This is a genomic window from Arthrobacter sp. NPDC058288, from assembly GCF_042880995.1.
GTDB lineage: Bacteria > Actinomycetota > Actinomycetes > Actinomycetales > Micrococcaceae > Arthrobacter.
In genome coordinates, this window is record NZ_JBHVYH010000009.1 from 175,312 (window position 1) to 188,686 (window position 13,375).

At 67.4% G+C, this 13,375-nt stretch carries 8 protein-coding genes; 4 read left to right on the top strand and 4 right to left on the bottom strand.

What is annotated here, in order from left to right; translation table 11 throughout:
* Together pheT and ACFVWT_RS20390 are read left to right on the top strand one after the other, a co-directional pair.
* Window positions 1-2,544: a phenylalanine--tRNA ligase subunit beta gene (pheT, locus tag ACFVWT_RS20385; protein ID WP_390251058.1), complete on the top strand. Its 2,544-nt coding sequence runs from the start codon at window positions 1-3 to the stop codon at window positions 2,542-2,544.
* Between the two features lie 32 nt (window positions 2,545-2,576).
* Window positions 2,577-3,257: a 4'-phosphopantetheinyl transferase family protein gene (locus ACFVWT_RS20390; RefSeq protein ID WP_390251060.1), complete on the top strand. Its 681-nt coding sequence runs from the start codon at window positions 2,577-2,579 to the stop codon at window positions 3,255-3,257.
* An 11-nt stretch (window positions 3,258-3,268) separates the two neighbouring features.
* On the opposite strand, the gene ACFVWT_RS20395 is transcribed toward ACFVWT_RS20390, so the two are convergent.
* The 4 genes from ACFVWT_RS20395 to ACFVWT_RS20410 all read right to left on the bottom strand — a co-directional run bounded on the left by ACFVWT_RS20395 (window position 3,269) and on the right by ACFVWT_RS20410 (window position 10,985).
* Complete coding sequence (locus ACFVWT_RS20395; protein ID WP_390251062.1) at window positions 3,269-4,636, bottom strand: M1 family metallopeptidase; 1,368 nt, start codon at window positions 4,634-4,636, stop codon at window positions 3,269-3,271.
* A gap of 51 nt (window positions 4,637-4,687) precedes the next feature.
* Window positions 4,688-8,596 (bottom strand): Pls/PosA family non-ribosomal peptide synthetase, encoded by a 3,909-nt coding sequence (locus ACFVWT_RS20400; protein WP_390251117.1) that lies wholly within the window; start codon window positions 8,594-8,596, stop codon window positions 4,688-4,690.
* Window positions 8,597-8,800: 204 nt separating this feature from the next.
* Entirely contained in the window at window positions 8,801-9,766 is a 966-nt protein-coding gene (locus ACFVWT_RS20405; RefSeq protein WP_390251119.1) for a quinone oxidoreductase family protein, read from the bottom strand.
* A 130-nt stretch (window positions 9,767-9,896) separates the two neighbouring features.
* A complete protein-coding gene (locus tag ACFVWT_RS20410) occupies window positions 9,897-10,985 on the bottom strand; it encodes a fatty acid desaturase family protein (protein ID WP_390251064.1) in 1,089 nt (362 codons plus the stop codon).
* A gap of 178 nt (window positions 10,986-11,163) precedes the next feature.
* Between ACFVWT_RS20410 and argC the strand changes: the two genes are divergently transcribed.
* Window positions 11,164-12,195 (top strand): N-acetyl-gamma-glutamyl-phosphate reductase, encoded by a 1,032-nt coding sequence (gene argC / locus ACFVWT_RS20415; protein WP_390251066.1) that lies wholly within the window; start codon window positions 11,164-11,166, stop codon window positions 12,193-12,195.
* Window positions 12,192-13,358, top strand: a complete 1,167-nt coding sequence (argJ, locus tag ACFVWT_RS20420; RefSeq protein WP_390251068.1) for a bifunctional glutamate N-acetyltransferase/amino-acid acetyltransferase ArgJ — start codon at window positions 12,192-12,194, stop codon at window positions 13,356-13,358. Before argC ends, argJ begins: the two co-directional genes overlap by 4 nt.
* Window positions 13,359-13,375: the final 17 nt, after the last annotated feature.

Consider the following 13,375-nt stretch of genomic DNA (forward strand, 5'->3'; position numbering starts at 1 on the left):
GTGCGTATCCCACTTTCCTGGCTGCGTGAGTTCGCGCAGGTACCGGCCGAAGCAACGGCCGAAGACGTCATGGCCGAACTGGTCAAGGTCGGTTTTGAAGAAGAAGCAGTCCACCGCCCCACGGACGCGCTCCGCGGCCCCGTGGTGGTGGGCCAGGTACTGAGCCTGGTCAAGGAGCCGCAGACCAACGGCAAGACCATCAACTGGTGCCAGGTCCGCGTGGTCCCGGAGGGCCGGGAGCAGACCCTCACCGGCGACGGCATTGACCCGTCCGGTGTGCAGGGCATCATCTGCGGCGCCCACAACTTCGTGGAAGGCGACAAGGTGGTGGTCACCCTCCCCGGCGCCGTGCTGCCCGGCGACTTCCACATTTCCGCGCGGAAGACCTACGGCCACCTGTCCGCCGGCATGATCGCCTCTGTGCGCGAGCTCGGCATCGGCGAGGACCACGACGGCATCCTGGTGCTCTCCCGTATCGGGCTGGACCCTGAAATCGGCACCGACGCCATGGAGCTGCTCGGCCTCTACGACCAGGCCGCCGAAATCAACGTCACCCCGGACCGTGGCTACGCGTTCTCCATCCGCGGCGTCGCCCGCGAATACGCCCACGCCACCGGGACCACCTTCACGGACCCGGCGTCCAAGGTCCAGGCACCGGCTGAACTGGCCGGCGGGTACGGCGTCAAGCTCAATGACGACGCTCCCATCTATGGCAAGCCGGGCTGCGACCGTTTCGTGGCCCGCACCGTCCGCGGCGTCGACGCCACCAGGCCAACGCCCCCGTGGATGGTCTCGCGCCTCCGGCTGGCCGGCATCCGCTCCATCTCGCTGCCGGTGGACATCTCGAACTACGTCATGCTGGAACTCGGCCAGCCCACGCACTGCTACGACTTGGACAAACTGTCCGGCGACATCGTGGTCCGGCGCGCCGTGGCGGGGGAGAAGATCACCACCCTCGACGACAAGGAGCGGAAGCTCGACGTCGAGGACCTCCTGATCACCGACGACTCCGGCGCGATCGGCATCGCCGGCGTCATGGGCGGCGCGGCCACCGAGGTGAGCGATTCGACGTCGAACATCCTGGTTGAAGCGGCGCACTTCGACGAAGTATCGATCGCCCGCTCACGCCGGCGCCACAAGCTTCCTTCCGAAGCGTCCAAGCGTTTCGAACGCGGCGTGGACTGGCAGGTTGCCGGAATCGCCGCCCAGCGGGTGGTCGACCTCCTGGTGGAGCTGGCCGGCGGCACCGCGGACGAAGCGGGCACCGACGTCGGTACGGCGCCGGACGCCGTAAGCATCGAGCTGCCGGCGGCCTTTGCCGCGGCCCGGATCGGTATTGACTTCACTGACGAACAGATCGTCACCTCGCTCGAGGACCTCGGCGCTGCCGTGGTCAGGAACGACGCCGGCTGGACAGTCACTGCCCCGAGCTGGCGTAACGACCTCGAAACCAAGGAAGACCTTTCCGAGGAAATCGCCCGGCTGGTGGGTTACGACCAGATCCCCGCGACGCTTCCCGTAGCGCCTCCCGGCCGCGGGCTGACCCGCGTCCAGCAGCAGCGCCGCCGCCTGGTCCAGGCCCTCGCCGATGCCGGGCTCACCGAAGTCCTGGCCTACCCGTTCGTGTCCAAGGCCGCCAATGACACCTTTGGCGTGGCCGAGCAGGGTGCGGAGCGTAAGGCCGTGAAGCTGGCCAATCCGATCAGCGAGGAACAGGGCTACCTGCGGACATCCATCCTGCCCGGACTGATCGAGGTGGCCAAGCGCAACCACTCGCGCGGCTTCCGCGACCTGGCGGTCTTCGAGGCCGGACTTGTCTTCCTCCCGGGGGACACCGTGGGCACATCCTCGATCCCGCCGCTCGGCGTCAAGCCATCCGATGAGGTGCTGGATGCCCTGTACGACGGCGTTCCCGAGCAACCGCTGCACATCGCGGCCATCCTGACGGGCCACGATTCACCCGCCGCCGCGTCCCACACACCGCGTGCCTGGGACTGGGCCGACGCTTTGGACATCGCCCGCCTCGCCGGCGATGTCCTGGGTGTCGAAATCGTTGTCAGCCAGGGCCACCACCAGGCCTACCACCCGGGACGCGCCGCCCAACTGTCGCTGCGCTCCGGCGAAGTCATCGGCTATGCCGGTGAACTTCATCCCAAGCTGCTCGCCGCGCAGGACATGCCGCCACGCTCGGTGGCGCTTGAGCTCAACGCTGATGCCCTCTTCGAAGCCGCCGCGGACGTCATCGTGGCCAGGCACATTTCGGGCTTCCCGGTGGCCACCCAGGATGTGGCCCTGGTGGTTCCCAAGGACATCCCTGCCGACGACGTCCTGGCCGCCCTCCGCGAAGGAGCCGGTGAGCTGCTGGAAGACGTGGCGCTGTTCGACGTGTACGCCGGAAAGGGCATTGAGGACGGCAAGAAGTCGCTGGCCTTCGGCCTGCGCTTCCGTGCCGCTGACCGGACGCTCACGGCCGATGAGGCCTCTGCCGCACGCGAAAGCGCCGTGGCTGTGGCTGCCGAACGGTTCGGGGCCGTTCAGCGGTAATTCAACAGCGCAAGCACGCAGAAGGGCGGGCCATGGCACCACAACTTGTTGTGCGCGCCTGCCCGCCCTTTCGCGTAGCCGGGCAGGGTGCCGCCAAGGCGGTTGCCGGGCTGGAACGCAGGGCCGGGGAACTCCTGGACCGGCCTGAACTGGAGCGTGCCCGCGCCATGGTGCCCCGGGCACGGGTGGACTTCCTGGCCGGACGTCTGGCCCAGCGGCTGTTGGCCGCTGAACTGCTAGGGGTGCGCGCCCAAAATCTCGCCGCCAGTTACAGCTGTCCGCAGTGCGGCACCGGACCTGACGTCCCCCACGGAAGGCCCGGCTACACCCTGGACGGAGTGCCGGTGCCCCTGCTGCTGAGCCTGTCCCGGGCTGCCGGCTGGACCCTGCTGGCGGCTGTGACGGCGCCCGCTGCGGGCCAGCGACTGGGCGTCGATGCCGAGGATCCGCAGCGGATGGACTTCGACGGCTTCGACACGGTGGCACTGACCCCTGCGGAGCGCCACGCTGTGGCCTCGTTGGGCGGCACGGCCCTGCTGCGCGGGCGTGCCCTGCTGTGGGCGCGGAAGGAGGCCTTCCTGAAGATGACCGGGGAGGGCCTCAAACGGCCGCCTGAGGCGCTTGACGTGCTTGCCCGGGCCGGCGTGCGGGACCTGGCCCCCGCCGAATCGGGCCTGCCGGAGCAACTGGTTGCCGCCGTCGCCCTCGGCTGAAGCCCCGGCTGCTACCGCACGGGCAGGGCCGGCAGTGCTCCTTCGAACAACCACGGGTGGAGCAGGGCTTCTGAATCGATTCCGGCGACGCGGTCCGCTGTCTGGATGAATCCGGCAGTGGAGACGGATCCGTGGCGGTTGCTTGCGGCCCACTCATGCAGCAGCGCAAAAAAAGCGAGGTCGCCGCAACGGATCCGGAGTGCGTGGAGCGCCAGGGCGCCACGCTTGTACACGCGGTCGTCGAACATCAGCTCCGGCCCGGGGTCACCGACCATGAGGTCCTGCCGCCCGGCGTCGAGCTTCCGCCAGGCGGCCGCAGCGCGGTCCGCAACGCTCATTACTCCGGCAGCCTCGGACCAAATCCACTCCGCATAGCACGCGAAACCTTCGTGCAGCCAGATATCGCTCCACGCCTCCACCGTCAGGGAATTGCCGAACCACTGGTGGGACAGTTCGTGGGCAATCAGCCGCTGCGACTCCCATCCCGTATCCAGATGGTTGGGGCCCAGGATGGACAGGGTCTGGGCTTCGAGCGGAATTTCGAGTTCGTCCTCCGCCACCACCACCGTGTACTCCTGGAAAGGATAGGGGCCGAAGCTGTTGACGAAGGTCTGCATCATCTCAGGCTGCCGGGCCAGGCCCCGGCGAGCTGCATCCGCCAAGGCGGCGGGCACCGCGACATGCTGGGCCACGCTGCCGGGAACCGCTGTGGTGTCCAGGGTCAGCACGTCGTAGCGGCCGATCTGGACGGTAGCGAGGTACGTGGCCATCGGTTCGGCCTGCTCGTACGTCCAGGTTTCGCGGCTGGACCCCGTCTTCCGGGAGACCAGCAGTCCGTTGCAGACCGCCCGGTAGTTGGTGTCGGTGGTGACGGCGATCCGGTAGCTGGCTTTGTGCTGCGGATGGTCGTTGCAGGGGAACCAGGAAGCGGCGCCGTTGGGCTGGCCCGCCACCAGCACGCCGTCCGTGAGTTCCTCCCAGCCCACTTCGCCCCAGAAGCCGCGCCGGGGAGACGGATTTCCCTCGTACCGGATGTCCAGCGTGAAGCGGTCGCCCGGCAGCAGGGCAGCGTCCGGTACGATCACCAACTGCTCCGCCCGCTGGCTGAACCTGCGCACCCTTTTGCCGTTGAGGGAAACCTTGACGGCGCGAAGTCCTGCCAGGTCCAGGACAACGGCCGACGCCGGCCGGTCCGCTTCAGCGTGCAGGACGGCCCGGCCGTTCAGACGGTTGCTGGCCAGTTTGTAGTCCAGGTCCAGTTCGTACCGCGTGACACGGTACGCGTTCGTACCGTGCCCGGGCACGTAGGGGTCCGGCGAACCTGAGGGCTCGTCCGGCCGGCGGGCGCCGCCAGGGCTGGCTGGTGCTGCAAAACTCATAAACTGGCCTTCATCTCGCGGAAGTGGACGCCCGGGTTGACCGTGCTGGAGCTACTTGAGCCGCGGAGCCGGCACTGCCGGTCCTGCCCACGGGCTCACCGGATTGCCTATCCAGTACGTCGCGGCGGGAACGGTTTCCCCCCGCATGACCAAGGACGCCGGGCCCACCGTGCCGCCCTTCGCGATGCGTGCCCGCGGGAGGATGACGCCGTGTGGTCCCATGGTGGCTCCGTCTTCGAGCGTAACAGTGTCAATGCTCATGATCCGGTCGTGGAAAAGGTGGGTCTGGACCACGCAGCCCCGGTTGACCGTGGAGCTTTCGCCCAGCGTCACCAGGTCCGCTTCCGGAAGCCAGTAGCTCTCGCACCAGGTGCCGCGGCCGATCTTCGCACCCAGCCCGCGCAGCCACCACACCAGGGCCGGAGTGCCTGATGCTGAACGCGCGAACCACGGGGCGCTCACCATTTCGATGAAAGTATCCACTACCTCGTTCCGCCAGATGAAGGAGCTCCACAAGGCGTGCTCGCCGGGCTTGATCCTGCCCACCAGCAGCCATTTGGCCGCCACCGCGCTGGCTGCGGCGGCGGCGCCCGCCCCCAGGATCACAATGCCGCCCAGGAGCGCTGCGATGCCGTAGCCCCACGCGGAGGCGAGCCCGTCGAAGGCGAGCATGACGCCGGCGGCCAGGCCGACCGTGAGCACTACCGGAATGAACCGGCAAAGCTCCCACAGGGCGCGCGCCAGCTTCAGCCGCCGCGGCGGCTGAAAGGTCAGGGTGTTGTCCGTGGCGATGGCAGTACGCCGCAGCCGGACCGGAGGGCTGCCCAGCCAGGAGGTGCCCGCTTTGGCCTTGGCCGGGGTGGCCGAGAGGACGGCCACCAGCGAGTTCTTGGGCACGCTTCGTCCCGCCCCCGTCATCCCGGAGTTACCGAGGAACGAGCGTTTGCCGATCTTCGCCGGGGCGATCCTCATCCAGCCGCCGCCCAGTTCATAGGAGGCCACCATGGTGTCGTCCGCGAGGAAGGCGCCTTCGCCGACGGTTGTCATCTTAGGCAGCAGCAGGACTGTGGATGCCTCCACGTTCTTGCCCACCTTGGCTCCCAGCAAGCGGAGCCAGACCGGCGTGAAAAGGCTGGCGTAGATCGGAAACAGGACATCCCGGGCCAGGTCAAGGACGCGTTCCGTGGCCCAGACCTGCCAGCCGATCCGGCTCCGCACCCTGAAGTAGCCTTCCTTGAGTCCTACGCCGAGCAACCGGGTGGTGGCAAGGATCAGCAGGAGATTGGTGACGAACCAGGTGAGCGCCGCCAGGGGCAACGAGGCAAGGACCTGGGGCGCGGCAGCGGAGAGTGAGTCGCTGCCGCGGATGAACATGAACACCACGACAGCCCCGGCGCCAGCGGACAAATAAGGGATGGTGGCCAGCACCGCTGATGCTGCGGCAAAGGCCGCGAACCAGAGCCGTCCGATCAGCGGGTGCGACGGCGGGGGCATCTCGGGCCACGCCTGCTTGGCCTTGCCGATCCGCTCGGCGGGCGAGCCCGCTACCAGTTGCCCGGCCTTGACCTTTCCCAAGACAGCCGATCCCGGTTCCACCTGGGCGCCTGCTCCGATACTTGTCCCGGGCATGAGCGTGCTGCGTGCCCCCACTGATGCTCCCGCTCCGACGTGCACCCGGCCGATGTGGACCGTATCGCCGTCGATCCACCAGCCGGAGAGGTCCACTTCCGGTTCGATGTTGCAGCCGCGCCCCAGGGACAGCATTCCGGTAACCGGCGGCAGCGAATGCAACTGGACGTCGTTGCCGATCTTCGCCCCGAGCGCCTTCGCATAATAGGGAACCCAGGGAGCACTCGCCAGGCTGATTGCTCCTGACAGGTCCTGGATCTGTTCCGACAGCCACAGCCGAAGGTGTACCTTGCCGGACCGGGGGTAGGTCCCGGGGACAACCCGCCGGAGCAGGGTCCTGGCTGCCAGGACCGAGAGGGCCATGCGGCCGGCCGGGCTGACGAACACCAGCCATGATGCGGCAACCCACCACCAGGAAACAACGGGAGCGGCCGTGAAACCGGCAAGGTACGCCAGGAGGTTGTTGGCCGCCATCACGTAGGTAAGCCAGCGCATTCCCACCAGGATGTGCAGCGGAACCCCCATCAGCGTCTGGAACACCTGCGATTTCAGTGCCGTGGGCCGGACCTCCCGCTCAGGCGCCGGCCCGGCAACACCCTCTGGCAGGGATTGCCGGGCGGCGTCAATGAGCGCCCCGACCCGGGGAGTGGCGTAAATGTCGGCCACCGTAATGGTGGGGTAGCGGACACGCAGCGCCGAGACGAGCTGTGCGGCCGCAAGGGATCCGCCGCCGTGGGCAAAAAAGTCAGCATCCAGGCTCGACGCCGGTGTTCCCAGCACGCTGCCCCACTGCTGCACGATCCAGCTCGCGTCGTCCGGCAGGTTCAACGGAGCTTTGTCCGCATCGGCGGCCCCCGCTCCGGCCAGCGGCCACGGCAGGGAGTGCCGGTCCACTTTTCCGCTGGTCTTGGTGGGCAGCGAATCCACCACCGTCAGGAGGGGAATAAGCGGCGCAGGCAGGCTGGTTCCCAGGAGTTCCCTGGCCTCGACGAGATCGAGTTCCGCGGTGCCCGCAGCGGCGAGGTAACCGACGAGGATCTGGTTCCCCGCCGCCGTCGTGCGCACCGCGGCCGCCGCTCCGGCGACATCCGGCAGGGCCTGGAGCGCGGCATCGATCTCTCCCAGTTCAATGCGCCGGCCGCCCAGCTTTACCTGTTCATCGGCGCGCCCCACAAAAATGAGGCCGGCTGCCTCATAGCGGACCAGGTCTCCGGACCGGTAAGCCCGGGTCCAGCCGAGGGACGGCATCGGCGCGTACTTTTCCGCGTCTTTGGCGGGGTCGAGATACCTGGCCAGCCCCACGCCGCCGATGATGAGCTCGCCCACTTCTCCTTCCGCCACCGGAACGCCGTTGGCGTCGACCACAGCGAGGTCCCAGCCGTCAAGCGGCAGGCCGATCCGGAGGGGCCCGGGCACGCCGAGCTGCGCCGCGCATGCCACCACCGTGGCCTCCGTGGGGCCGTAGGTGTTCCACACTTCCCGGCCGTCGACGGCGAGGCGCTCCGCCAGTTCCGGAGGGCAGGCCTCGCCGCCGAATATCAGCAGCCTGACGTTTTCCAGCGCTTCGGCAGGCCACAGCGCCGCGAGGGTGGGCACCGTGGACACCACTGTGATCCCGTGGCTGATGAGCCACGGGCCGAGGTCCATGCCGGTCCTGACCAGCGACCGCGGGGCAGGAACGAGGCAGGCCCCGTAGCGCCAGGCCAGCCACATTTCCTCGCAGGAAGCGTCGAAGGCCACCGAGAGTCCGCCCAGGACCCGGTCCTGCGGTCCGATCGGTTCGTCCTGCAGGAAGAGCCGGGCTTCGGCATCGACAAATGCTGCCGACGAGCGGTGCTGGACTGCGACGCCTTTGGGGGTGCCCGTGGATCCCGAGGTGAAGATTACCCAGGAGTCGTCGTCGGGCCGCGGCATCCGCGGGCCGGGGAACGGCCGGGGACGCTTGCTGTCGGTGACGATCCTGCCGTCGGCCCGGAGAATGGCGGCGACGCGGGCTTCACTGAAAACCAGCTTGGCGCGTTCGTCGGGGTCATCGGCGTCCACCGGCACATAGGCCGCTCCGATCAGCATGATGGCCAGGATCGAAACATACAGCCGATTGGTCCCGGAAGGGATGCGGACGCCGATCTTGTCACCGGCACCGAGGCCCGCCAGGTGGAGTTCCCGTGCCGTGGCCCGGACTTCGGCCATTAACTGCGCGTAGCTCAGGCGACGGTGGCCGTCGTCCAGCGCCGAGGCTTCGGGATATTTCCGGGCCGTCTCCTCGAGGATGCCGATCAGCGTACGCTCCGGGGGTGCCGCCGCGGCGCCCGGCAGCTGGGGCGGATACACGTTCCGGACGGCAGGAAGCGCGTCCGGTCCGGTCCCCGGCGCGGACGCGGATCCGGGCGCTTGCGGTTGTTCAGTCACTGGGTGATTCTTTCCGCAGAAGATGAACAGAAGGTGTCGCAGTTCGCCGGACGTTCGCCGGGGGTTCGCGTCCTGTTTACCCGGCCCCTGGTACCCCGTACTTGCTACCGGCGCCGGTTCCCCAAATCAGGGAACCAGGATGATCTTGCCGGTGGTGCGCCGCTGTTCAAGGTCGTCATGCGCCTGGGCGGCATGCGTCAGGTCGTAACGGCCGCCGATGCGGACCTTAAGGTTCCCGTTTGCGGCCGCCGCGAAAATTTCGTCGGAGCGCCAGCGGCGTTCCTGGGCGTTGCGGAGGAAGTGGTTGATGGTCGGCCGGGTCAGGTACAGGGAGCCGCCGGCGTTGAGGCGCTGCGGATCGAACGGTGGAACCGGCCCGGATGCGGCGCCGAAAAGAACCAGCGTGCCGCGGACCCGCAGTGCGGCGAGGGAACCGTCGAAGGTGTCCTTGCCGACGCCGTCGTATACCGCGTCCGCGCCGGTCCCGTCCGTCAGTTCCCGGACTTTAGTGGAGAAGCCGTCATAGGGGATGACGTGGTCGGCGCCGGCCTCGCGGGCCAGCATCGCTTTATCGTCGGTGGAGACGGTGGTAATGACGCGGGCGCCCTTGGCCTTCAGCAGCTGGATCGCGAGCAGGCCCACCCCGCCTGCCCCGGCGTGGAGCAGGATGGTGTGGCCGGGCTCCACCCGGAAAGAGGAATTGATCAGGTAGTGCGCCGTGATCCCCTGGAGGGGAAGGGCCGCGGCGGTGAAATCGTCCACGCCGCGGGGGACCGGGAGGGCCTTGTCCTCGTCCACCAGGATGTAGCCTGCGTAGCAGTTGCTGCCTTCGGCTGTGGCTACGCGGTCGCCCGGGGAGAAGACCGTGACCCTGTCGCCGATTTCCTCGACGGTGCCGGCAGCCTCGGAACCTGGGGTAAAGGGATACGACACCTTGTAGGTGCCGCTGCGCTTGTAAGTGTCAATGAAGTTCACCCCGGTGGCCGAGACCTTCACCAGCAGCTGGCCTGGACCAGGTGCCGGACGCTCCACTTCAGCGATCTGCAGCACCTCGGGGCCGCCGGCCTGCCGGGCAACAATTGCGTGCATTATGTGTCTCCTTCCCTGGGCTGGGATTTCCAGGCCCGGATACTGGAACCATCCTAGGGACACCGCCGCCAACGACGAAGTGGCGGCCGGAAACCGGCCGCCACTTCGTCACGAGTGAATTGGGGGAGTGTGCCTAGTAGCGGCGGGTAACAGTGGCCATGGGGCATTCGAAGTGGCGCCCGGCGGAGAGGCCCACCTCATTGACGTAGCGCACAATGATGCCGTAGGACTGCAGCAGCGTGGTCTCCGTGTACGGGACCTGGTGCTTGGCGCAGAACTCCCGGACGATGACGGCGGCCTTGTCCAGCTGCGGGCGCGCCATGTCAGGGAAGAGGTGGTGCTCCGCCTGGCGGTTAAGGCCGCCCAGCAGGATGTCCATGAAACGGCCGCCGGAGATGTTACGGGAGGTCAGGACCTGGCGGCTGAAAAAATCCACCCGGCTGTCCGCGGGTAGGACCGGCATGCCCTTGTGGTTCGGGGCGAACGAGGCGCCCATGTAGAAACCGAAGACGGCGAGCTGGACGCCGATGAACGCCAGCGCCATGCCCCACGGCAGGAAGGTGAAGGCGAGGACAGGCAGCAGGCTCAGCCGTGCCACGAGGATGGGGAGTTCAACCCAGCGGTGCGTGACCTTGGCGCGGCGGAAGACGAACTTGACCGAATCGATCTGCAGGCCAAGCCCCACCAGGAAAAGCAGCGGGAAGAAGAACCAGCCCTGCTTGCGGGTGAGGAAGGCGAACCGTCCCTGCCGGGCGGCAACCGCTTCGGTGTGGAAAGCGATGGGCCCCGGCGCGATGTCGGGATCCTTGGAGATGACGTTCGGGTGGTTGTGGTGGGCGCCGTGCTTCTGCTCCCACCAGGAATAGCTCATTCCCGCCACGGACGTAGCGAGCAGCCGCGCGGCCCAGTCGTTGGCGCGGCGGGAGGCGAAGATCTGGCGGTGCCCGGCTTCGTGGGCCAGGAAGCTCAGCTGGGTGCAGATGATGCCGAGGGCGGCCGCGATGAGGAGCTGGAACCAGCTGTCACCGATCAGCGCGAAGCCGAACCAGGTGGCGGTCATCAGGAGCACCAGGACGGAGAAGACTGTGATGTAGAAGCCGACGCGCCGCTCGAGCAGGCCTGCGGCTTTGACGCTTTTGAGGAGCTCGGAATAGCTCAGGACAACGGTGTTGGGCTGCCGAACACGTGGCTGCGGGCGCTCCGTAGTAGTTGTAGGGGTCATGGACTCGGGGCCTCGTAACTGTTACGGGCAACGCTGCAGCCGACATTCGGACCGCACGGTCAGGATCACCCTTCTTCAAGCATACGCTGGGGCTCGCAATGCGGGCATAATGAGCGCAGGTGGGAGCGTATGCATAAATATCGGCTTCTATGCATAGTCTTGCTGTATAGTCTTTTTCATGACTATTTCTGTTGCCGTTTCCGGTGCCAGCGGGTACGCCGGCGGTGAGGTGCTTCGCCTTCTGGCCGGACACCCCGACGTCACTATCGGCGCCATCACAGCACACAGCAACGCCGGTTCCAGACTAGGGGAATTGCAGCCGCATCTCCACGGTCTGGCGAGCCGGATCCTGGAGGACACCACCGTGGAGAACCTCTCGGGCCACGATGTTGTGTTCCTGGCGCTTCCGCACGGAGCCTCGGCGGAAATCGCCGCCCAGCTCCCCGCAGGAACGGTAGTGATCGACGCCGGGGCGGATCACCGCCTGGAGGATGCCGCCGCCTGGGAAAAGTTCTACGGTTCCGAGCACGCCGGGACGTGGCCATACGGACTCCCCGAACTGCCGGGACAGCGTGAAAAGCTGAAGGAAGCTAAGCGGATCGCCGTTCCGGGTTGCTACCCGACGTCGGCCCTGCTGGCTCTTACGCCCGGGTTCGCCGGCAGCCTGCTCCAGCCCGACGACGTCGTGATTGTTTCCGCTTCCGGCACCTCGGGCGCCGGGAAAGCCGCAAAAGTGAACCTCATCGGTTCCGAAGTCATGGGCTCGATGAGCCCCTACGGTGTGGGCGGCGGCCACCGGCACACCCCGGAGATCGAGCAGGGGCTGGGCAACGCCGCAGGTGAGCCCGTGACAGTGTCCTTCACACCCACCCTTGCTCCGATGAGCCGGGGCATCCTCACCACGGCCACCGCCCGGGTAAAGCCCGGCGTCACTGCAGCAGAGCTGCGCAGTGCCTGGGAGGAAGCGTACGACGACGAGCCCTTCGTGCACCTGCTCCCCGAGGGCCAGTGGCCCGCCACGAAGTCCGTGCAGGGCTCCAACCACGCCGTGATGCAGCTGGCGTTCGACGCGCACACCGGCCGCGTTATTGTCACTTGCGCCATCGACAACCTCACCAAGGGGACGGCCGGCGGCGCCGTGCAGTCCATGAATATCGCCCTTGGCCTGGCGGAAACTGCCGGCCTCAACCTGCAGGGAGTTGCCCCGTGAGCGTCACCGCCTCCAAAGGATTCCGCGCTGCCGGCGTCAAAGCCGGCCTGAAGGCGTCCGGGAATCCTGATCTTGCCCTGGTAGTCAATGATGGGCCGTCGAAGGCCGCGGCCGCCGTGTTCACCTCAAACCGTGTTGCGGCGGCGCCCGTCCACTGGTCGCGCGAAGTCGTGAAGGACGGCCGCGTCGACGCCGTGATCCTTAACTCCGGCGGCGCCAACGCCTGCACCGGCCCGCAGGGTTTCCAGAACACCCACACCACCGCAGAAAAGACTGCCGAAGCCCTGGGCGTCTCGGCCACCGACATCTTTGTCTGCTCCACCGGGCTGATCGGCGAGCAGTTGCCCATGGACAAGATCCTTGCCGGGATCGGTTCCGCCACCGCCGCTCTGGCTGCCGACGGCGGCCCGGCTGCGGCCACGGCGATCATGACCACGGATTCCGTGTCCAAGGAAGCCGTGTTCACCGGCAAGGACGCCGAAGGCAACGAATACACCATCGGCGGCATGGCCAAGGGCGCCGGCATGCTGGCTCCCGGGCTGGCCACCATGCTGGTGGTCATCACCACCGATGCGGACGTCCAGCCGGAAATGCTCGACGTCGTGCTCCGCGACGCCACCAGGGTCACCTTTGACCGGGCGGACTCGGACGGCTGCATGTCCACCAACGACACTGTGGTGCTGCTGGCCTCGGGCGCTTCGGGGGCAGTGCCCTCCGCCCGCGGGTTCGGTGCCGGCCTGACGCAGGTCTGCGCCGAACTGGCCCGCAAGCTGATTGGCGATGCCGAAGGCGCCAGCCACGACATCGCCATCCGCACGTTCAACGCCGCCAGCGAAAAGGACGCCGAGATCGTGAGCCGTGCCGTGGCCCGTTCCAACCTCTTCAAGACGGCCATCTTCGGCAAGGACCCGAACTGGGGCCGCGTGCTGTCCGCCGTGGGCACCACCGACGCCGCGTTCGAGCCGGACCAGCTGAACGTGTCCATGAACGGCGTCCAGATCTGCAGGAACGGCAGCATCGGCGAGGACCGCAGCCTGGTGGACCTGGAGCCGCGGGAGGTCCTCGTTGAGATCGACCTGCAGGCCGGCGACGCCGAAGCCACGATCTGGACCAACGACCTCACGCACGACTACGTCCACGAAAACAGCGCCTACTCCAGCTAGGCAAAGCACCGACCTTC